The sequence below is a fragment of the Bradyrhizobium sp. USDA 3256 genome, from assembly GCF_054058275.1.
This window is the reverse complement of sequence record NZ_JBSSAE010000002.1, coordinates 41,901-62,011: the sequence shown is the minus strand read 5'-3', so window position 1 is coordinate 62,011 and position 20,111 is coordinate 41,901. Positions and strand designations below refer to the sequence as shown.

General features: G+C 65.5%; 20 protein-coding genes and 1 pseudogene. 7 read left to right on the top strand and 14 right to left on the bottom strand.

Features of this window, described 5'->3' with window-relative positions:
- Positions 1–6: 6 nt before the first annotated feature.
- A complete protein-coding gene (locus tag ACVWY5_RS01905; protein ID WP_244482308.1) occupies positions 7–1,320 on the bottom strand; it encodes a TadE/TadG family type IV pilus assembly protein in 1,314 nt (437 codons plus the stop codon).
- Between the two features lie 322 nt (positions 1,321–1,642).
- Entirely contained in the window at positions 1,643–4,249 is a 2,607-nt protein-coding gene (locus ACVWY5_RS01900) for a TIGR02302 family protein (RefSeq protein WP_028333609.1), read from the bottom strand.
- Between the two features lie 172 nt (positions 4,250–4,421).
- Between ACVWY5_RS01900 and ACVWY5_RS01895 the strand changes: the two genes are divergently transcribed.
- Positions 4,422–4,805: a carboxymuconolactone decarboxylase family protein gene (locus tag ACVWY5_RS01895; protein WP_018268955.1), complete on the top strand. Its 384-nt coding sequence runs from the start codon at positions 4,422–4,424 to the stop codon at positions 4,803–4,805.
- Between the two features lie 197 nt (positions 4,806–5,002).
- On the top strand, positions 5,003–5,917 hold the full coding sequence (locus ACVWY5_RS01890; protein WP_028333610.1) for an NAD(P)-dependent oxidoreductase: 915 nt from the start codon (positions 5,003–5,005) through the stop codon (positions 5,915–5,917).
- Between the two features lie 171 nt (positions 5,918–6,088).
- Here ACVWY5_RS01890 and lysA read toward each other — a convergent pair whose 3' ends face one another.
- From lysA to argH, 3 genes are all read right to left on the bottom strand, one after another.
- Positions 6,089–7,354, bottom strand: coding sequence for a diaminopimelate decarboxylase (gene lysA, locus ACVWY5_RS01885; protein WP_028333611.1), 1,266 nt, complete (start codon positions 7,352–7,354; stop codon positions 6,089–6,091).
- 73 nt (positions 7,355–7,427) lie between these two features.
- On the bottom strand, positions 7,428–7,697 hold the full coding sequence (lptM, locus tag ACVWY5_RS01880) for an LPS translocon maturation chaperone LptM (RefSeq protein WP_028333612.1): 270 nt from the start codon (positions 7,695–7,697) through the stop codon (positions 7,428–7,430).
- Positions 7,698–7,789: 92 nt separating this feature from the next.
- Complete coding sequence (gene argH, locus ACVWY5_RS01875; RefSeq protein WP_028333613.1) at positions 7,790–9,187, bottom strand: argininosuccinate lyase; 1,398 nt, start codon at positions 9,185–9,187, stop codon at positions 7,790–7,792.
- A gap of 126 nt (positions 9,188–9,313) precedes the next feature.
- Here argH and tlpA point away from each other — a divergent pair, with 126 nt between their 5' ends.
- The gene (gene tlpA, locus ACVWY5_RS01870) at positions 9,314–9,991 is read left to right on the top strand and encodes a thiol:disulfide interchange protein TlpA (RefSeq protein WP_028333614.1); all 678 of its coding nucleotides are present in this window, start codon (positions 9,314–9,316) and stop codon (positions 9,989–9,991) included.
- On the opposite strand, the gene ACVWY5_RS01865 is transcribed toward tlpA, so the two are convergent.
- Together ACVWY5_RS01865 and ACVWY5_RS01860 are read right to left on the bottom strand one after the other, a co-directional pair.
- Positions 9,992–10,180, bottom strand: coding sequence for a putative motility protein (locus ACVWY5_RS01865; protein WP_028333615.1), 189 nt, complete (start codon positions 10,178–10,180; stop codon positions 9,992–9,994). It lies immediately after the preceding gene.
- A 121-nt stretch (positions 10,181–10,301) separates the two neighbouring features.
- A complete protein-coding gene (locus ACVWY5_RS01860; protein ID WP_028333616.1) occupies positions 10,302–11,153 on the bottom strand; it encodes a LysR family transcriptional regulator in 852 nt (283 codons plus the stop codon).
- A 110-nt stretch (positions 11,154–11,263) separates the two neighbouring features.
- Between ACVWY5_RS01860 and ACVWY5_RS01855 the strand changes: the two genes are divergently transcribed.
- The 3 genes from ACVWY5_RS01855 to ACVWY5_RS01845 are packed head-to-tail and all read left to right on the top strand — an operon-like array spanning position 11,264 to position 12,977.
- Positions 11,264–11,647, top strand: coding sequence for a tautomerase family protein (locus ACVWY5_RS01855; protein ID WP_028333617.1), 384 nt, complete (start codon positions 11,264–11,266; stop codon positions 11,645–11,647).
- Positions 11,644–12,855: a pyridoxal phosphate-dependent aminotransferase gene (locus ACVWY5_RS01850; RefSeq protein ID WP_038377381.1), complete on the top strand. Its 1,212-nt coding sequence runs from the start codon at positions 11,644–11,646 to the stop codon at positions 12,853–12,855. The genes ACVWY5_RS01855 and ACVWY5_RS01850 overlap by 4 nt, the downstream gene beginning before the upstream one ends.
- Positions 12,852–12,977 carry a hypothetical protein gene (locus ACVWY5_RS01845; protein WP_283809412.1) on the top strand — a complete coding sequence of 42 codons (126 nt, stop codon included), beginning with the start codon at positions 12,852–12,854 and terminating at the stop codon, positions 12,975–12,977. The genes ACVWY5_RS01850 and ACVWY5_RS01845 overlap by 4 nt, the downstream gene beginning before the upstream one ends.
- A gap of 12 nt (positions 12,978–12,989) precedes the next feature.
- Here ACVWY5_RS01845 and ACVWY5_RS01840 read toward each other — a convergent pair whose 3' ends face one another.
- The 5 genes and pseudogenes from ACVWY5_RS01840 to ACVWY5_RS01820 form a co-directional block, all read right to left on the bottom strand.
- Positions 12,990–13,871 (bottom strand): 3-hydroxybutyryl-CoA dehydrogenase, encoded by an 882-nt coding sequence (locus tag ACVWY5_RS01840; RefSeq protein ID WP_028333619.1) that lies wholly within the window; start codon positions 13,869–13,871, stop codon positions 12,990–12,992.
- A gap of 248 nt (positions 13,872–14,119) precedes the next feature.
- Entirely contained in the window at positions 14,120–15,070 is a 951-nt protein-coding gene (locus tag ACVWY5_RS01835) for an electron transfer flavoprotein subunit alpha/FixB family protein (RefSeq protein WP_028333620.1), read from the bottom strand.
- A pseudogene (locus tag ACVWY5_RS01830) lies at positions 15,070–15,820 on the bottom strand (electron transfer flavoprotein subunit beta/FixA family protein). The gene ACVWY5_RS01835 and the pseudogene ACVWY5_RS01830 overlap by 1 nt, the downstream one beginning before the upstream one ends.
- 117 nt (positions 15,821–15,937) lie before the next feature.
- A complete protein-coding gene (locus ACVWY5_RS01825; RefSeq protein WP_028333622.1) occupies positions 15,938–16,510 on the bottom strand; it encodes a cob(I)yrinic acid a,c-diamide adenosyltransferase in 573 nt (190 codons plus the stop codon).
- Between the two features lie 79 nt (positions 16,511–16,589).
- Positions 16,590–16,784: a twin transmembrane helix small protein gene (locus tag ACVWY5_RS01820; RefSeq protein WP_028333623.1), complete on the bottom strand. Its 195-nt coding sequence runs from the start codon at positions 16,782–16,784 to the stop codon at positions 16,590–16,592.
- A gap of 166 nt (positions 16,785–16,950) precedes the next feature.
- Here ACVWY5_RS01820 and ACVWY5_RS01815 point away from each other — a divergent pair, with 166 nt between their 5' ends.
- Complete coding sequence (locus ACVWY5_RS01815) at positions 16,951–17,811, top strand: YihY/virulence factor BrkB family protein (RefSeq protein WP_370143883.1); 861 nt, start codon at positions 16,951–16,953, stop codon at positions 17,809–17,811.
- Here ACVWY5_RS01815 and ACVWY5_RS01810 read toward each other — a convergent pair.
- Together ACVWY5_RS01810 and gluQRS are read right to left on the bottom strand one after the other, a co-directional pair.
- Positions 17,738–19,084, bottom strand: coding sequence for an ATP-binding protein (locus ACVWY5_RS01810; RefSeq protein WP_028333624.1), 1,347 nt, complete (start codon positions 19,082–19,084; stop codon positions 17,738–17,740). The genes ACVWY5_RS01815 and ACVWY5_RS01810 overlap by 74 nt on opposite strands.
- A gap of 115 nt (positions 19,085–19,199) precedes the next feature.
- Complete coding sequence (gluQRS, locus tag ACVWY5_RS01805) at positions 19,200–20,069, bottom strand: tRNA glutamyl-Q(34) synthetase GluQRS (RefSeq protein ID WP_028333625.1); 870 nt, start codon at positions 20,067–20,069, stop codon at positions 19,200–19,202.
- Between the last annotated feature and the right edge of the window lie 42 nt (positions 20,070–20,111).

The following is a 20,111-nucleotide window of genomic DNA, read 5'->3' as shown; positions in this document are numbered from 1 at the left end:
CCAACCTCACTCGATGAGTTGCGCGGTTTGCGTGCCTATCGTCGCGGTGCCGAGCGCCGAACAATTGACCTGAAGGTTCGACGTGCCGGAGAGCGTCAAGGTATCCACAATGATCTTGGTGCATGATGTGCTCGTACCGTTGCCACCGCTGAAGCTGAGGTTGGCCCTAGGTAGGTAGATGGCACCGCCGAAGTTCTGGGTGGCGCCACCCGTAAGATTAAAGGCGGTGCCGACCGGCATGTTGCGATCGCCATACATGACGATACCCTTCGTTGCGCCGGAGGTCGGCGCCGTCAGATCGATAATCGCGTTGCTGCCGATTGAAGCGGTGCCCCAGTTGCTGCCCGAGCCCGTAAACACCAGGGTCACGCCGCTGCCCGTGATCGTTGCGTTTCCCGCGACGCTCAAATTGGCGCCGTCCAGATAATAGATACCTGGATCAAGGCTCAGGGTGGCACCTGCATTGACCGTTATGTTGCCCTTATAGCAGCCGGGACTGAGCGAGTTTGTCTTTCCGTTGGAATTGACCGTGATCTTGGCGTTCGTGCAGCTCGGCTCCGATGGGGGTGAGACGTTGGCATACGGATCGGCGATCGGCCGGATGTGCGTCTTGATGCCGTTGGTGGCCGTGATGTTGCTCGCGCCGGAGACCTCGCCGACAACCCCGACCAGATTCGCGGAGACCGCCGCACTGCCGGCCACGTTGAGCGATGGGCTTGCGCTCGAGTTGCTATAGAGATTGCACTTGATCAAGTTGAGCTGGTTGCTGCCGCTCACATTGACGGCGGGGCTGGCGCTGGCGTTGAGCGCAAGTACGCAGCCCGTCCCGGAATTCGGCAGGGCGACCGCGCGCGCGGTGACCGGCACCGGGGCCGAGCCGAACAGGGCCGACAGCAACCGCTGTTGCGGTTGGCTCACGATGACTTCGATCGCCTGCAGGTTCGACGTCTGACTGCCGGTCTTCGGCGGTTGATTCACCGTGACCGTGACGTTGTTCGCCCCGTTCGCGTAACCGTAGTTTGCCGTGACCGCATTGGCTTCGGACAAAAGGTCGGCGCCTGCACTTGCCGCCGTTGCGGCGCTTACCGCGCCAGAGTCGGCGGCACTCTGCATGTTCTTATGTTTGTAGTACCACCACCCCACTTCGGTACCGAGCCCTGCCGTGCCGACCAGGACCGGCATGAGCAGCGCTGAAATGATCACATAGCTGCCCGACTGGTCCCGAACGAATTGTCGAACCAAGCGGGTCTGATGTTGGTGCCGGCGAGTAATACCCAATGGCCGGTATGACGAAGCAATGAATAAACGGCTGTGCCTCATGTGCTCTCCTGAGACGCTTGCCAATTTTCAGAAGTAAGGTGACGCAAGCGACTTAAATGCGCACCAACGGGAACTCGACAATTTTAAAGAAATTGTGCGAAACCGGCGCCTCCCGCGGACCCGACCACACCGATCGGAACGCGAGGCGCGTTGCCCGCAGAAGCTGACGTCTGCCGGCTTACGACCGTCGTGCGGATTCCGCGTCATGCCCGCGAAAGCGCGGCATCCAGGTTGCCACGGCCGTTCGATTAAGGCGCTGATGTCTCTTGAACGCTGTCACCAGCTTTCGCGGCTGACGACAGTCGAGGACGAGGTGCAGACCTCAATAATCCTTTAGCAGCCGCTCGATGTAGTCGAGCTCGATCTGCGGCCGCGACGGATCGGCGAGGCGGCGGCGCAGCTCTTCGAGGATGCGGCGGACGCGCTGCACGTCGATCTCGCCGGGGATCTTCACCGTGTAGTCGTCGCCGAATTCGCGGCCATGCAACGGGCGGCCGAGCGGATCGGTCTGGTTGCCGCCGCTCTGCTGGCGGCCGGCGCGGTTGCCGGGGCTGTCGCCCGGCTGGTCGCCGTCGCCCTGCTGCATCGCGTCGGCGAGGCTCTGGGCGCCCTTGCGCAGCGCGTCCAGCGCACGGCCCTGCGAATCCACCGCGCCGTCGGCATTGCCCTCGCCGAGCCGCCCGGAGGCATCGCCCATCGCGGAATCGGCCTGGTCGAGCCCGTCGCCGTCATCGCCCTGGTCGCCGCCTTGATCGCCCTGCTGCGCCTGATCGCCCTTCTGACCCTGGCCTTTCTGGCCGCGCTGGTCCGGTCCCATGCCGCGCTTGGCGAGCTCTTCCTGCAGCTTCTTCAAGCGGTCGCGCAGCGCCTGCTGGTCCTGCTGCAGGTCGCCCATCGACTGCTCGCCCTGCTTGCCGCGCATGCGGTCGCGGCGGGAATCCTGGCCCTGCTTGAAGGTCTTGTCGCGCAATTGCTGCTGCTTGCGGATCATGTCGCCGAGCTCGTTGAGCGACTGCTGCATGTCGTCGTCGCCCTGATTGGGCTGCGCCATCTGCAGGTTTTCCAGCATCTGCTGCATCTGCTCGAGCAGCTGCCGCGCCGCATCCTTGTCGCCGGAGCGTGACAGCCGCTCCATGCGATCGAGCATGTTCTTGAGATCCTGCTGGCTCAGCACCTTGGCATTGGGATCGAGCGGCCGCGCGAGCTGCTGCGGATTGTTGCGGAACTGCTCGACCATCTGGCGCAGGAAATTGTCCAGCGCCGCGCGCAGATTGTCGGTGAGCTTCTTGATCTCCTCGTCGGTCGCGCCGCGCTCCAGCGCCTGCTTGAGCGCGTCCTGCGCCGCGCGCAGCGCCTTGTCGACGTCCGAGATGTTGCCGTCCTCGATGGTGACGGCGAGTGACCACAGGCTGGCGACCACCTCGCGCAATTGGTCGTCGGTGCGCGCCGCCTCGAGCTGCCGGCTCACGGTGTGCAGGCCAAGGTAATAGCCGGTCTCCGGCATGAACATTTCGGGCGCGATCATCAGCGCCTCGAGCGCGGCGAATACCTGGCCGTTCTGGTTGGCGTCGAGCGCCAGGATACGGCGCTGTTCGATCAGCGCGCGCGCCAGCGGCTTGGTGAACAGGCGCTCCGGCAGCCGCATGTTGAACGGCTCGCTCTTGCCTTCATTGCCGGCCTCGTCCTTGGCCGTCAGCGTCAGGGTCACGTCGGCGCCGGCATAGGGGTCTTCGCTGAGGTCCTTCACGGTCTGGCCGACGCCGTTGCGGGTGCGCGCATTCGGCAGCACCAGCGCGAATTGCGGCGGCTCGAACAGCGGCCGCGGCTGCGCCGCCTTGCCGTCGGCATCCTTCTTGCCGTCAGCCTCCTTCGGCGCATCGGTCGGCCGCACCGCGAATTGCGCGCGCGCTTCGCTGACGCCGTAGTCGTCCTCGAGCCGGTAGGACATCTGCAGCGCGCCGCGCGCCTGCCGCTCCGGATCCTTGGCGAGCGCAATCGACGGCGGGCGGTCCGGCGTCGCGGTGAATTTCCACTGAGGCTGGCCGGCCGGCGCACGGACATGCGCGGTGCCGTCGCCGGTGATCTTGAAATGCCGCTCGTTGGTGCCCTTCGGCGCCTGCCCGTCCGGCGCGACCTCGGCAACGCCGCCACCGACGACGACGTCGATGCTGCCGCCGCTGGAGCGCACCAGGAGTGTGCTGCCGGCCGGAACCGCGAGCGGGGTGGTGTCCGCCGCGTTGGCGTCCTTGTTGGCGTTGGACAGGATGATCGGCGGCTTGCCGGTGTAGTTCGGCGGCGTCACCCAGGCATCGACCCGGACATTGGCCGGCGCCATGATGCCGTTCCAGTCGAATGCCGAGGCAACCCGCAGGCCGCGCTCGTCGCCGGCGGCGACATAGCTCGCGACCAGCATCACGATCACCAGCGCGCGCAGCGCCCAGGGGTCGTGCAGCGAGACGCGCGGCCGCGGCAGCCCGGCGCGGATGCGCTTGATCGAGGCCAGCGTGCGCTCGCGCTGCGCCTGCCACAGCGCCAGCGCAAACGGGTCCTTGTTGGTAAGCGTGTCGGAGAGCGTGGTCGCCGGGCGATGGCGAATGCCGGCGCCGCGGTCGAGCCGGCTCAGGCCCTCCTCGCGGCTCGGCCAGCGGAAGCGCACCAGCGGCGACAGCGCCACGAGCGCGGCAATCGCGAACAGGCCGGCGCCGGCCACGCGTGCGACAAACGGCAGCACCAGCCACAGCCCGGCCCAGGACGCGACCAGGAACAATCCTGCGACCGTCAGGAACCGCGCCAGATGCGGCCAGGCTCGTTCCCACCCAATCGCGAACCTTGCCCGCTGCAGAGCCTCTGTCAGTTTCAGCCGCGCGACCGCATCGCTGTCGTGGACGGCGCGTGACGGGTCAGAGGGCTCGATGTTGGCTCCGCTCAATAAAATCTCCGGGGTAGCCGGCAGGTCAGCCTAGCACGGCGGCGGCTTTGAGGCACCCGTTCCAGGGCGTAACCCACACCGGGAAATACGCATAACACGAAGGCGTGACTGCGGCGGTTCGACCCCGTAACGTCGCGGCCGAACCATCGCATTAACGCATGAGGAACGCGATATGGACCAAAAAACGCACGACAAGGGGCTCGAAATCCGCAAGGCGGTGCTGGGCGAAGCCTATGTCAACAATGCGCTGAAGAATTCGGACAGCTTCAACAAGCCATTCCAGGAACTCGTCACCGAATATTGTTGGGGCGCGGTCTGGGGCCGCGAGGAACTGCCGCGCAAGACCCGCAGCATGCTCAACCTCGCCATGATCTCGATCCTGAACCGGCCGCACGAATTGAAGGCCCACATCAAGGGCGCGCTGACCAACGGCGTGTCCCGCGACGAAATCCGCGAGATCTTCATGCAGGTCTCGATCTATGCCGGCATCCCGGCCGGCGTCGACAGCTTCCGCATCGCGCGCGAGGTGTTCGCCGAACTCGACAACAAGGCGTGAGACGCTGCTGCCTCACACGCAATGTCGTCCTGGCGAAAGCCAGGACCCATAACCACAGGCCTTCGTGGTGGGAACACGCTGGGGCTCCAGCGGAGCACAGCAATCAACCGCGGTGGTAATGGGTCCCGGCCTTCGCCGGGACGACAGCGAATGTGGGGTGCGCGGCTCCGCACATAACGACATAGAGGAAACGACTCATGGAAATCGGATTCATCGGCCTCGGGAAGATGGGCTTCCCGATGGCGCGCCGACTGATCGAGGCCGGCCACAAGCTCACCGTGTTCGACACCAGCAAGGACGCGCTCGACAGGCTGGTTGCGCTCGGCGCGGTGGCCGCAACCTCGCCCAAGGACATCGCCGACCGCGTCGAGACCGTGATGGCGAGCCTGCCTTCGCTGCAGGCCTCGCTCGAGGTGGCGACCGGCGCGGGCGGCGTGATCGAGGGCACGCGCGTCAAACGCTTCATCGACCTCTCCACCGTCGGCTCGCGGATGGCGGTGAAGATCCACGAGCTGTTGGCCAAGAAGAACATCGTGCAGATCGACAGCCCGGTCTCCGGCGGCGTCGCCGGCGCCGAGAAGGGCACGCTAGCGGTGATGGTGTCGGGCCCGCGCGCCGATTTCGAGCTGGTGAAGGGCGCGCTCGACGTCATCGGCAAGGTGTTCTTCATCGGCACCAAGCCGGGCTCCGGCCAGACCATGAAGCTCGCCAACAACTTCCTGTCGGCGACCGCAATGGTGGCGACCTCGGAGGCTGTTGTGATGGGCGTCAAGTCCGGGCTCGATCCGGCCGTGATGATCGACGTCATCAATGCCGGCTCCGGGCTGAACACCGCGAGCCGCGACAAGTTTCCGCGCTCGGTGTTACCGCGCAGCTTCGACTTCGGCTTCGCCACCGGCTTGATGGTGAAGGACGTGCGGCTCGCCGTCGAGGAGATGCGCGCGCTCGGGCTGTCGATGGAAGTCGCCGAAGCGGTCGGCCGGCTCTGGGAAGTCGTCATCCGCGACGAGGGACCGGAGTCGGACTTCACCGCGGCAATCAAGCCGATCGAGAAGGCCGCGGGCGTGATCGTCGGCGGCGGCGGTAAAGGCGGTAGTCACGCCGCGAAGTAAAGGCCGTCGACAAATTGGCACTGTCGTCCCGGGCAAGCGAAGCGCGACCCATAACCACAGGCGTTCGTGGTTAGCTGAGCCGGGGCCCCAGCTCACTGCAACGATCAAGAGCGGTGGTTATGGGCGCTGGCCTTCGCCAGGACGACACCATTGATGCGGCACGCCAGTGCCTCACAGCCACGGCGCCGGCTTGTCCATCGCGATCAGGGCGTCGACGTCGATGCGCGGGCGGACCACCGCGTACTGGTCGTCCTTGACCAGCACTTCCGGCACCAGAGGCCGCGTGTTGTAGGTGCCGGATTGCACCGCGCCGTAGGCGCCGGCGGTCATGATCGCCAGGAGATCGCCGGCCTTCGGCTGCGGCAGCGAGCGGTCGAGCGCGAGGTAATCGCCGGTCTCACAGACCGGGCCGACTACATCCGCGACCATGGTCGGGGTGCCGGCCGCGGGCTGACGCACCGGCAGAATGTCGTGATGCGCTTCATACAGGGTCGGCCGGATCAGGTCGTTCATCGCGGCGTCGATGATGACGAAATTCTTGGCATCGCCCGGCTTCACATGGATCACGCGGGTGACGAGGATGCCGGCATTTCCGACGATCATGCGGCCCGGCTCGAACATCAGCGTGCAGCCGAGATTGTGCGTGACGCGCTTGACCATCGCCGCATAGGCGTCCGGCGCCGGCGGCGCGGCGCGATCCATGTAATAGGGAATGCCGAGGCCACCGCCGAAATCAATATGCGAGATGTCGTGGCCGTCGGCGCGCAGCGTCTGCACGAATTCCGCGAGCAGCCGGAAAGCAACCTCCAGCGGCCCGAGATCGGTGATCTGGCTGCCGATATGCACATCGGTGCCGGTGACTTTGATGCCCGGCAGCTTTGCCGCGCGGGCATAGACCTCGCGGGCGCGGGCGATCGGAATGCCGAACTTGTTCTCCGACTTGCCGGTCGAGATCTTGGCATGGGTGCCGGCATCGACATCGGGATTGACCCGCACCGAGATGCGGGCCGTCTTCTTCATCTCGACCGCGAGACGCGACAGCATCTCGAGTTCCGGCTCGGACTCGATATTGATGCAGAGGATGTCGGTGGCAAGCGCGGCCCGCAGCTCGCCCTCGGTCTTGCCTACCCCGGAGAACACGATCTTCGAGGGCGGAATCCCGGCCGCCAGCGCCCGCTTCAACTCGCCGCCGGACACCACGTCCGCGCCGGCGCCGAGCTTGGCCAGCGTGCGCAGCACCGACTGGTTGGAGTTCGCCTTCATGGCATAGCAGACCAGCGCCTTCTCGCCGGCGAAGGCTTCGGTGAAGACGCGGTAGTGGCGCTCCAGCGTCGCGGTCGAATAGCAATAGAACGGCGTGCCGACGGCCTCTGCCAGCTCAATGAGATTGACCGCCTCGGCATGCAGCACGCCGTTGCGATAGTCGAAATGGTTCATGACACGCTAGATTGTTTGAACATGATTCTTTTCGGAAAACCGCTTCGCACTTTTCCGGATCATGCTCGAGATATTAATTGCCGAGCAGCGGATCGAGGATGAAGGGCCGTTTATTGCCTCGCGGCGCGGCCGGCGCGGCCTCCGAGCCATAGGTCGGATTGAACACGCTGGGCTGCGCCGCCCGCTCGGTCTCGGTGTCGCTCGGTGCCGCGCCCGGCGCGACGTTCGCGGTCGGCGGCAGGTCGAGCGGTCCCTTGCGGCCGCAGCCGCCGAGCGCCAGCGCTGATACGCCCAGCACAATGATGGCCCATCCCGAGGGGGTCAGGCGGTTCTTGCTAATCACGACGAATTCCCCAATTCGGGCGGCACCATACAAACATTGCCGTGCTCTGGCGAGAGGCGGAGCGCCATGAAATCACGGCCAAATTTTCCGGTTCAGCCCAATTTTCGCTCTTTTTCCAGCCGCTTGGCCCAGGCCTTGGCCTGCGCCATCACATTCTTCGGCGCCGTGCCGCCGAACGAGGTCCGGCTCCGCACCGAGGATTCGACGCTCAGCACCTTCAGCGCGTCGGCCGTGATATCAGGCTCGACCTCCTGCATGGCCTTGAGCGGCAGCTCGTGCAGCGCCACACACTGCTTCGAGGCCAGGCCGACGATGCGCCCGGTAACGTGGTGGGCGTCACGGAACGGCATTTTCAGGGTGCGTACCAGCCAGTCGGCAAGATCGGTCGCGGTGGCGTAGCCCTCGCCGGCGGCGGCCTTCATCCTGGCCTCGTCCGGCACCAAGTCCTCGACCATGCCAGTCATGGCGCGGATTGCCAGCGACAGTGCCTCGAAAGCCTCCATCGCGCCTTGCTTGTCCTCCTGCATGTCCTTTTGATAGGCGAGCGGCAGGCCCTTCATCACGATCAGCAGCGCCGTGAGCGCGCCGATCACGCGGCCGGTCTTGGCGCGGACCAACTCGGCCGCGTCCGGATTGCGCTTCTGCGGCATGATCGACGAGCCGGTGGTGAACTTGTCGCTGAGCTTGACGAGGCCGACCAAGGGCGAGGTCCAGATCACGATCTCCTCGGCGAAGCGCGACATATGCACCGCGCAGATCGCCGCCGCCGACAGCGTCTCCAGCACGAAATCGCGGTCGGACACCGCGTCGAGCGAATTGGCCATCGGACGCTCGAAGCCGAGCGCCTCGGCGGTAGCAGTGCGGTCGATCGGAAACGAGGTGCCGGCGAGCGCGGCCGCTCCGAGCGGCGATTCGTTCAGCCGCTTGCGCGCGTCCGCGAAGCGGCCGCGGTCACGGCCGGCCATCTCGACATAGGCCAGGAGGTGATGACCGAAGGTCACGGGCTGCGCGGTCTGCAGATGGGTGAAGCCCGGCATCACCGTGCCGGCATGCTCCAGCGCGCGGGCGACCAGCGCCTGCTGGAACGCGGCCAGCGCCGCATTGGTCCCATCGATGGTGTCGCGGACATAGAGGCGGAAATCGGTCGCGACCTGGTCGTTGCGCGAGCGTGCGGTGTGCAGCCGGCCCGCCGCGGGTCCGATCAATTCGGACAGCCGCGACTCGACATTCATATGAATGTCCTCGAGCGCGCGCTTGAAATCGAAATCGCCCTTGCCGATTTCTGACAAAATCGTGTCTAGACCTTTGCCGATATTTTTCGCATCAGCTGCGGTGATGATGCCTTGCGCGGCGAGCATCGCGGCGTGGGCCTTGGACGCGGCAATGTCCTGGGCATAAAGGTGACGGTCGACGTCGATGGAGACGTTGATTTCCTCCATGATCGCGTCGGGACGCTCCGAGAACCGGCCGCCCCACATCTTGTTGCTCATGACATCTCGCTCACGAATTTGTATTTCAGGCCGAGCTGTTGCACTCGCCGGAGCGGCGAAACAGCGTGGCGGTTCCGATCGTATTCCCGGCACTGCTTAGCCACATCGACCCAGGAAGACAACGATATGCCCGAGACGACCCCACCCAACCCGACCGCCAGGCCGACCGCCAAGTGGCGCATCCCGCTGGTGATCGGCGCCGTGCTGGCCGGGGCCGTGATCGGCTATGTCGGGGTCTCCAGCCTCAAGCATCCCGCGGGCGATATCGCCTGCAACAGCGCGGTGGCTCTGGCGAAGAAGATCGCCCCGCTCGCCCATGGCGAGGTCGCGGCGCTGACCATGGCGACCACCCCCCTGAGGCTGCCCGACCTGGCCTTCGAGGACGCCAACGGCCAGCCAAAGAAGCTCTCGGACTGGCGCGGCAAGACCGTGCTGGTCAATTTGTGGGCCACCTGGTGCGTGCCCTGCCGCAAGGAAATGCCGGCGCTCGACAGCCTGCAGACCAAGCTCGGCGGCAAGGATTTCGAGGTGGTCGCAATCAACATCGATACCCGCGACCCGGACAAGCCGAAAAACTTCCTGAAAGAGGCCAATCTGACCAATCTCGGCTATTTCAGCGACCAAAAAGCCAAGGTCTTTCAGGATCTTAAGAACATAGGCAAGGCGCTGGGCATGCCGACCTCGGTGCTGGTCGACGGCCAGGGCTGCGAGATCGCCAATATCGCCGGTCCCGCCGAATGGGCGAGCGACGACGCGATCAAGCTGGTGAAGGCCGCGCTGCAGCCGGCCGCAGCCGGGTTCTGATCAGGCGACGGTGTTGAGGTTGTCGCCGATGCCGGGCGACAAATTCGCGGTGGAAGGCGTGCCGAGCAGGGTCTGAACCGCGAACTTCTCGGCGTCGAGGTTCTGCTTGGTCACGCGGGTCGCGATCTCACCCTGCAGATTGCCCTGCTGCATCGACAGGATGCTGGTGACCATGCTCATCATGTCCATACGCGGCACTCCCAAAACTGGGATTTGAGGTATCGCGCGAAAGTTAATGGTTGGGTAATCGATGGCCGCGTCAGGCTGACGCATCGGCCTCGAAGCTCCCGGCAGCGCGATGATCCGCGTCTCAGGCCGCGTTCGCCGCGAAGGCTGCGCCGAGGGTACGCAGCGCCTGCCGTGTCCGCGCATCTGACAGCTTCGAGTGCAGGATGACGTCACGGGACGGCAGCGGCGGCAAGCCAAGCCGTGGCCCGAGGTCAACGGTATCCGCGGGCGCGACCCGGCGCGCCAGCGCTGCGACCGCAAGGCCCGCGGAGATCGCAGCTCCGATCGTCGACAGCCCGCCGCCGACGAATGCCTCGGTCCAGGCGATACCGGCGGCGTCGAGCGCTTCAACCGCCATGGCACGCACGCTGCACGGCTCGGCTTGCGTGGCGAGGCGCAACGGCTCGCCCGGCCGATGGTGAAAATCAGGCGCGGCCATCCAGCCGAACGCTTCCTCGAACAGCACGTCGCCATCGCGGCGCTTGGCGTCGTGACGAAGCACGATCGCAGCATCAAGCTTCCCGTCGTCGAATGCGCTGAGCACCGAACGCGACGTATCGACGTGCAGCTGAATCACCAGCCCGGGATCGGTGCTGCTCATCCGCTTCAGCAGCGAGGCGAGCTCCGATCCGACGATGTGGTGGCTGATGCCGACGACCAATCGCCGATGCTCGACGGCAAACGAGCTGATCGCCGATTGATGCGCAGCCACCAGATTGCGCGCGGCGCCGAGGAAAGCGGCACCTTCGGCTGACAGCCGAACCTGCCGCGGCGTTCGCTCCAGCAACCGTCGGCCGAGGCCGTCCTCCAGCCGCCTGATCTTCAAGCTGACCGCGGACTGCGTGGTCTCCATCGCCTGCGCCGCGCGCGTGAAGCTGCTGAGATCCGCCACCAGGACGAAGGCCTGGACTGCCTCGAGGTCGAGCGCCTTCATGGTCATTCATTTAAATATGAAATCATTGAAACAATTTACCATACCGTTTTTCAATGAACAAGGAGCCCCTAGGATCGGCAGCACGTGACGCCACCAGGAGAGCCACCATCATGCCGCTGACCCGCGTTTCATTGCGACGGGGCAAGCCCGTCGCCTACCGCAAGGCCGTTCTCGAAAGCCTTTATCGCGCCATGCGCGAGACCTTCGACGTGCCCGAAGGCGATCGCTTCATGACGATCTCCGAGCACGATGACGACGATTTCGTCTATGGCGCCGACTATCTCGGCATCAGGCGCAGCGATGATCTGATCATCATCCAGATCACTGTCAGCAATACGCGCCCGGTGGCGCAGAAGCAGAAGCTCTATCGACGGATCGCCGAACGGCTGACCGAAAGCCCCGGCCTGCGCGCCGAGGACATCTTCATCAACCTGGTCGAGGTGCTCCCCGAGAACTGGTCGTTCGGCAACGGTGAGGCGCAGTACGTCCGATGACCGCCGCACCGACCCTCTCGCCGCGCATGAGCGGCATCACAGCATCGCCCGCATCGGTGCTGCGCCGCCGCGCCCGCGAACTGCGCGCGGCTGGGCGCGACATCATCGAGCTGTCGTCGGGCAATCTGGACTTCCCGACACCTGACCATGTGATCGCGGCGGCGCATGCAGCGGCATTGCGCGGCGAAACCCGTTACACCGATGTCGACGGCACGCCGGAGCTGAAGCGGGCGGTGCAGGCCGCGCTGCTGCGCGACCGTCATCTCGACTATGGTCTGGACGAGATCGTCATCACCAACGGCTCGACGCAGGCGCTGTTCAACGCGCTGCTGGCGACGCTGGCGCCCGGCGACGAGGTGATCATCTCCGCGCCCTATTGGGCGCCCTATCTCGATCAGGTGCGGCTCGCCGGCGCGGAGCCGGTGGTGGTGCCGTGCGCGCAGAACAACGGCTTCAAGCTGCGTGCGGAGGATCTGCGGGCGGCGATCTCGGCGCGAACCCGCTGGATCATCGTCAACAATCCGGTCAACCCATCCGGCGCGCTGTATTCGCGTGAGGATCTGTCCGAGATCGCCGCGGTCCTGCTGCGGCATCCGGACATCTGGGTGCTGGCCGACGGGCTCTACGAGCAGATCGTGTTCAATGGCGCGCCCGCGCCGACGCTTGCGGAAATCGAGCCGCGCCTGAAGCCGCGGACGCTGATCGTCAGCGGCCTCGCCAAGAGCTACGCCATGATGGGATGGCGCATCGGCTATGCCGCCGGACCCGCGGCGCTGATCCGCGCGATGGTCACGATCCAGTCGCAGACCACGTCCGGCGCGTCGTCGATCAGCCAGGCCGCGGCGGTTGCCGCGCTCGACGGCGCGCAGGATGTGCTGCTCGAGCGCGCCGCCATCCTTCGCGCCAAGCGCGACCGCTTTGCCGAACTCGTGAACGGATGCGCCGGGCTGTCCTGCACGCCGCCCGAAGGCACCTTCTATCTGCTGGTCGGCTGCGCCGGCGTGATCGGCAAGCGCGCGCCCGATGGCAGAGTGATCCGGACCGACCGCGATTTCTCGGCCTATCTGCTCGAGGCGTCCGATGTGGTGGTGTTTCCCGGCGAGGATCTCGGGCTGTCGCCCTATATCCGCCTCAGCTTCGCCAACCCGTCATCGACCATCGAGGAGGCCGCAAGGCGGCTGAAGCGCGCCTGCGCGGCGCTGCAATGACGTCTCACGCAAAAAGCCAGCGCCTCGCGCTGGCGGCGCATCTGCTTGGACTTGGAACGAGTGCGACGATGATTATCGGTCTGGTGCCTGCGGCGCTTGCGCTGCTGCGGGCACTGACCTGAAGGCGGGATGGATTACCGCGTCGGGATCGGCTTGTCGCCGCGATAGTCGTAGAAGCCGCGCTGGCTCTTGCGTCCGAGCCAGCCGGCCTCGACATACTTCACCAGCAGCGGACAAGGCCGGTACTTGGAGTCGGCCAGCCCCTCGTGCAGCACCTGCATGATCGACAGGCAGGTGTCGAGGCCGATGAAATCGGCGAGCTCGAGCGGGCCCATCGGATGGTGCGCGCCGAGCTTCATCGCGGCATCGATCGCCTCGACGTTGCCGACGCCTTCATACAGCGTGTAGATCGCCTCGTTGATCATCGGCAACAGGATGCGGTTGACGATGAAGGCTGGGAAATCTTCCGACACCGCGACCTGTTTGCCGAGCTTGGCGACGAACGTCTTGGCGGTGTCGAAGGTCATGTCGTCGGTGGCGATACCGCGGATCAACTCGACCAGTTCCATCGCCGGCACCGGATTCATGAAATGAATGCCGATGAATTTCTCCGGGCGGTCGGTCGAGGCGGCGAGCCTTGTGATCGAGATCGACGACGAGTTGGTCGCGACGATCGCCTCCGGCTTCAACACTGCGCAGACCTCGTGGAAGATCTTGCGCTTGGTCTCTTCCTTCTCGATCGCTGTCTCGATCACGAGATCGCAATCGGCGAGCGCGTCGAGCGACTCGGCGGAGGCGATGCGGTCGAGCGCCTGCTTGCGGTCGCTCTCGCTGATCGCCTTCTTGGCGACCTGCCGGGTCAGATTGCCGTTGATGGTCGCCAGCGCCGACTTCAGCCGGTCGCCGGACACGTCGTTGAGCACCACGTCGAAGCCGGCCAGCGCCGCCACATGGGCAATGCCATTGCCCATCTGGCCCGAACCGATCACGCCGACCTTTTTGATTGCCACCGTCATCTTGTCATCCACCGGAACGGCGCGCACATCGCGCCTGCCCAATTCCAACGATACCCGAAGTAAAGCCTTCCGGGTTGCCCAATCCGCCGGAAAACGTTTCCCGGGACCATGATGTGATGACAGGTCATCATATCCGGGTCCCATTTTCCCCTGTCGAGCATGATCCTTTCGGAAAAACGTTTCCGGATCATTGCCTCGAAAATAATAACACCGGCCGGAGCTTACTCGTCCGGCCGGTGTCTTGTCGCTTACTTTCCGAGCTTGCCGAGCGCTTCGGTGAGCTCAGGAACCGCCTGGTAGAGGTCGGCGACCAGGCCGTAATCGGCGACCTGGAAGATCGGCGCGTCCTCATCCTTGTTGATGGCGACGATCACCTTGGAGTCCTTCATGCCGGCCAGATGCTGGATCGCGCCGGAGATGCCGACCGCGACATAAAGTTCCGGGGCCACCACCTTGCCGGTCTGGCCGACCTGCCAGTCGTTCGGCGCATAGCCGGCATCGACCGCGGCGCGCGAGGCGCCGACGCCGGCGCCGAGCTTGTCGGCGAGCGGCTCGATGTACTTGGCGAAATTCTCGCGGCTCTGCATGGCGCGGCCGCCCGAGACGATGATCTTGGCCGAGGTCAGCTCGGGACGGTCGCTCTTGGCGACTTCCTCGCCGACGAACGTCGACAGGCCGGGATCAGCGGCCGCAGCGGCGTTCTCGATCGCAGCGCTGCCGCCCTCGCCGGCAGCCGCGAAGGTCGAGGTGCGCACGGTGATCACCTTCTTGGCGTCCTTCGACTTCACGGTCTGGATCGCGTTGCCGGCATAGATCGGCCGCTCGAAGGTGTCGGGGGCGACGACCTTGATGATCTCGGAGACCTGCATGACGTCGAGCAAGGCCGCGACGCGCGGCATCACGTTCTTGAAACGCGAGGTCGCGGGCGCGACGAACGCGTCATAGCCAGGAGCCAGCGCGACGATCAGCGCTGCCAGCGGCTCGGCAAGGTCGTGCTCATAGGCGGGGCCTTCGGCAACCAGCACCTTGGTGACGCCGGCAAGCTTGGCGGCCGCGTCCGCCGCCGCCTTGGTGCCCTGGCCGCCACCGGCAACCAGCACATGGACATCGCCGCCGAGCTGGCTCGCCGCGGTCAGCGCCTTGTTGGTCGCGTCCTTCAGCGTCTCGTGGTCGTGTTCAGCAATCAACAGCGTCGTCATCAGAGAACCCCGGCTTCGGTCTTGAGCTTGTTCACGAGTTCGGCGACGTCCTTGACCTTGACGCCCGCCTTGCGGCCTGCCGGTTCCGCGGTCTTCAGCACTTCCAGACGCGGCGTCACATCGACGCCGTAGTCAGTGACGCTCTTGTCGTCGATCGGCTTCTTCTTCGCCTTCATGATGTTGGGCAGCGACGCATAGCGCGGCTCGTTGAGGCGCAGGTCAGTGGTGACGATCGCCGGGCCCTTGAGCTTGATGGTCTGCAGGCCGCCGTCGACTTCGCGGGTGACCTTGAAGTCGGATCCTTCGACCTCGAGCTTGGAGGCGAAGGTCGCCTGCGACCAGCCGAGCAGCGCCGCCAGCATCTGGCCGGTCTGGTTCGAGTCGTCGTCGATCGCCTGCTTGCCGAGAATGACGAGGCCGGGCTGCTCCGCCTCGACCACGCGCCTTCAGGATCTTGGCAACCGCGAGCGGTTCGACATTGCCTTCGGCCTTGACCAGGATGCCGCGGTCGGCGCCCATCGCAAGTCCGGTGCGAATGGTCTCGGAGGCCTGTGCCGGTCCGATCGACACCACCACCACTTCGGTCGCCTTGCCGGCTTCCTTCAGCCGCAGCGCTTCCTCGACGGCGATTTCGTCGAACGGGTTCATCGACATCTTGACGTTGGCGAGCTCCACGCCCGTCCCGTCACTCTTGACGCGGACCTTGACGTTGTAGTCGACGACCCGCTTTACCGGCACAAGAACCTTCATCGATCCTCTTTCGCTTTGATTTTATGGGTTTCGGTTGGCTGGCGCGGAACCTAAAGGTCCCGTTTCTCCCGGTCAACGCGCCAAAGCCAAAAAACCGTCCCCCGGTTTTGAACCAGTTTAGCGGTTCTGGCCCGGCACCCACAACACGTCTCCCGCTCCCTTATTGTTCTGGAAGCGGCTGGCAACGAACAGGAAATCCGACAGGCGGTTCATATACTGGATGCCAGCCTGATTGACCGGCTCATCGGGTTGGGCGGCGAGTTCCACCATCATCCGTTCCGCGCGGCGACATATCGTCCGGGCGAGATGCAGATAGGCAGAGGCAGGCGTGCCGCCGGGCAGCACGAACGAGGTCAGCGGCGCGAGTTGGTCGTTCAGGCTGTCGATATCGCGCTCAAGCCGCTCGACCTGGCTTGCCAGCATCCGCAGACGTTCGGCCTTGCCCTCTCGCTCGGGCACCGCGAGGTCGGCGCCGAGATCGAACAGATCGTTCTGGATCCGGCCGAGCATCGCATCGACCTCGGGGCTGCCGGCAAGATGCAGCCGCACCACGCCGATCGCGGCATTGGTCTCGTCGATCGTGCCATAGGCGGCAATGCGCAGATCGTATTTCGGCCGCCGCTCGCCGGAGCCGAGCGCGGTGGTGCCGTCATCGCCGGTGCGCGTGTAGATCCGATTGAGAACGACCATGGCAGGCTCCGGTGTTCGATGTTCGAGTCCACCACTCCGATCGGGAGAGGTGGAGAATAGCCCGACAAATCTAGCTCACCTAGCGCCCCATCGCCCAGACCGCGAGCATCGCGATGACGATGGCGACGAACTGCAGCAGCACGCGCAGCCGCATCAGCTTCTGCGACGTGTCCGGCGAGCCGCCCTTCATCATGTTGATGAGGCCGAGCAGGAGCACCAGCGCGACGGCGCCGACGGCGATGGGAAGAATGATCGTGCTGAGGAGAGATGTCATTTGCGGTACATAACACCGCAGGACGCGGACTTCCACACAGCCCGGCCATGCAACCAACTGGCTTTTCAGCGCGTAATATCAGATGCTGGGTCCGTTCTCGGGCCGAGCGGTTTTCGACAATGCCGGGTGGAATGTGAAGCAGCTTCGTTACGTCACCCACGTCGTGATGGATGCCTTTTACACGTTCCTCGCCGACGATGGCTGGGCGATCGCGAGCCACATCGCGCTGTCGACGCTGATGGCGCTGTTTCCGTTCCTGATCGTGCTGACCTCGGTGGCCGGCTTCTTCGGCTCCAAGCAGCTCGCCGACCAGGCGGTCGGGCTGATGCTGCAGGTCTGGCCGCAGCAGGTCGCCGAGGCGCTGTCCGGCCAGATCCACGACGTGCTGACCAACACCCGCGGCGACATCCTGACCATCGGCGCGGTGCTCGCGGTCTACTTCGCCTCCAACGGCGTCGAGGCGCTGCGGGTGGCGCTGAACCGCGCCTACGCCGTGATCGAGCCGCGGCGCTGGTACTGGCTGCGGCTGGAGTCGATCGGCTACACGCTGGTCGCGGCGTTCACCTCGCTCGCGATGGCTTTCCTGATCGTGCTCGGACCGCTGATCATCGAGGCGGCGCGGCGCTATATCCCGTTCTTCGTCGAGTCGAACGAGAGCCTGCTCAACACCGCCCGTTACGGGGTCACGATCCTGGCGCTGGTCGTCGCGCTTTTCATCCTGCACGCCTGGCTGCCGGCGGGCCGTCGCAGCTTCACGCAAATCCTGCCCGGCATCATCTTCACCATGGTGGCCTCGCTGCTCTCGGGCATCGGCTTCGGCATGTACCTGGCACGCTTCGCCAACAACTACGTCACGATGTATGCGGGGCTGGCCTCGGTGGTGATCGCACTGGTGTTCCTGTATTTCATCGCCGCGATCTTCGTGTTCGGCGGCGAGCTGAACGCGGCGATCATCAAGTCGCGGCTGCCGCACGGCGTGTCGCTTCATGCAGCGCAGTCGCGAGCGCCCGCGGGGACACAGGCTTGACCAGGAAGCCGTCTGCGCCGGCAGCGCGCGCCGCGGCTTCGTCCTCGGCCCGGCCGGAAATCCCGACAATCATGATGCGGCCGTGCGGCGGCGGCAGCGCTCGGATGCGCTTGATCGCCTCGATGCCGCCGATGCCGGGCAGCACCATGTCCATCAGCACAGCATCAAAGGCGCCCTGCACGAGCCGGTCGGGCGCGGCCTCGCCCTGACCGACGAATTCGGCGTGGTGACCGAGTTCGGTCAGGATCGTGTTGAGCACGACGCGGCCGAACGGATTGTCCTCGACACTGAGCAGCCGCAGCCCTTGCGACAGCAGCCCCACCGCGCTCTCGCCGGAGGCGGAGCCCGCCGGCCCCTCGGCGGGCGCCAGTTCCACCTTGAGCGTGAAGGTGGTGCCCCCGCCGGCACGCCGGTCGGCGACGATGTCGCCGCCCATGGCGCGCGCGAGCTGCCTGACGGACGACAGGCCGAGCCCGGCGCCGCCGAACCGCGCGGCGATCGAGACGTTGGCCTGCGAGAACGGCCGGAACAGGCGCTTGACCTCCGATAGCGTCAGGCCGATGCCGCTGTCGGAGATCGCGAACGCGACGCCGATCTTGTCGCCCGACCTTGCCTTGACCGCGCCCACCGGCGCGATACGCAGCTCGATGCTGCCCTGCTCGGTGAACTTCACCGCGTTGTCGATCAGATTTTCCAGCGCCGCGCGCAGGCGGACGGGATCGCCGACCGCAAAGGCAGGCAGCTGGTCGGAAACCTCGACGGAAGCCTGCAGCCCCTTGGCCGCCGCGCGGCCGGCCAGCGAATCCGCGGCGTGGCGCGCCAGCGTGCGCAGGTCGAAGAAATCCTGCCGGATCTCGAGCCCCGGCCCCTCACTCCGGGCGGCGTCGACGAACAGGGTCGCAAGACTCGCCAGATGCTCGGCGCCGGCCTTGATGGTATCGACCCAGCGCCGCTCGCGCTCGCCGAGATCGGATGTCGCGAGCAGATTGCTGATCGCGAGGATTCCGGTGAGCGGCGTCCGCACCTCATGGGCAAAGGCGGCAAGTGCGGTATCGACCATGCCGGGACCTGCCTTCGGGGCCGGCTTTGGCACGGCCCGCTTGCGGCGCGGCCTGGCCGCCACCTTGGCGGCGCGGGCCTTGGCCGTTCGTGTCTTGGCAGTCCGTGTCTTGGCAGTCCGTGTCTTGGCAGCACGCGTTTTGGCGGCGCGTGTCTTCGGCGGCGTCCCTTTGGATGGCCGCTTGCTGCGCCGTGCGCGCGATTTTGACGCCATGGTCTCCGTGATCCCCGCCCCGGTCAACAACATGGCATGCCAGGCGGGCCGGAGTCACGGCGACGTTTACTGCGCGCCCGCGCAAAACGCCATGATGCGATCAAATGGCCAAAATCTACTGCAAACCCACCAGGCGGCGAATATCGGCCGGGCTCGCCCCAGCCGCCCGCAATTCGCGCAGTCCGGTCGCCTGGGTCGATTTCGACAGCTTTTGGCCGGTCACGTCTCGGATCAGCCGGTGGTGCCGATAGTTTGGCACGGGCAGACCAAGCAGTTCCTGCAACAGCCGATGCACGCTGGTCGACCAGAACAGGTCAAGGCCCCTGACGACATCGGTAACGCCCTGCAGCGCGTCATCGATCACGACCGAGAGATGGTAGCTGGTTGGGGTCTCCTTGCGCGCCAGGATCACGTCGCCCCAGGCCTCTGGCCGGGCCACGACGTCTCCGCTCTCGCCAGCCGGCCCCTCGCCCGCTTCCTGCCAGCGCAACTCGCCGGCATGCGCGCGGGCTGACGCCATGTCGAGCCGCAACGCGAACGGCACGCCCTGCCCGATCAGCCGGTCGCGCGCCGCGGCCGACAGCGATTTGGCCAGCCCCGGATAAAGCGGCGCGCCGTCCGGATCGCGCGGCCACGCCCCGCCGGCCTCGCGCTCCGCGACCAGGCGCGCGATCTCGGCCCGGCTTTCGAAGCTCGGGTAGACCAGCCGCTGGGCCGACAGGCGGTCGATCGCCGCGCGATAGGCGGCAAAATGCTCGGACTGCCGCCGCACCGGGGTCTCCCAGGCGATGCCGAGCCAAGCCAGATCCTCATAAATCGCCCGCTCGAATTCCGGCCGGCAGCGCGTCGCGTCGATGTCCTCGATCCGCAGCAGCAAGCGTCCACCCGACTGCCGCGCGAGGTCGTGGTTGAGCAGCGCCGAATAGGCGTGGCCGAGATGCAGGTAGCCGTTCGGACTCGGCGCGAAGCGGAAAACGGGTGGCATGGTGATCGGTCACGCGTCATTGCCGGGCTTGCCCCGGCGACT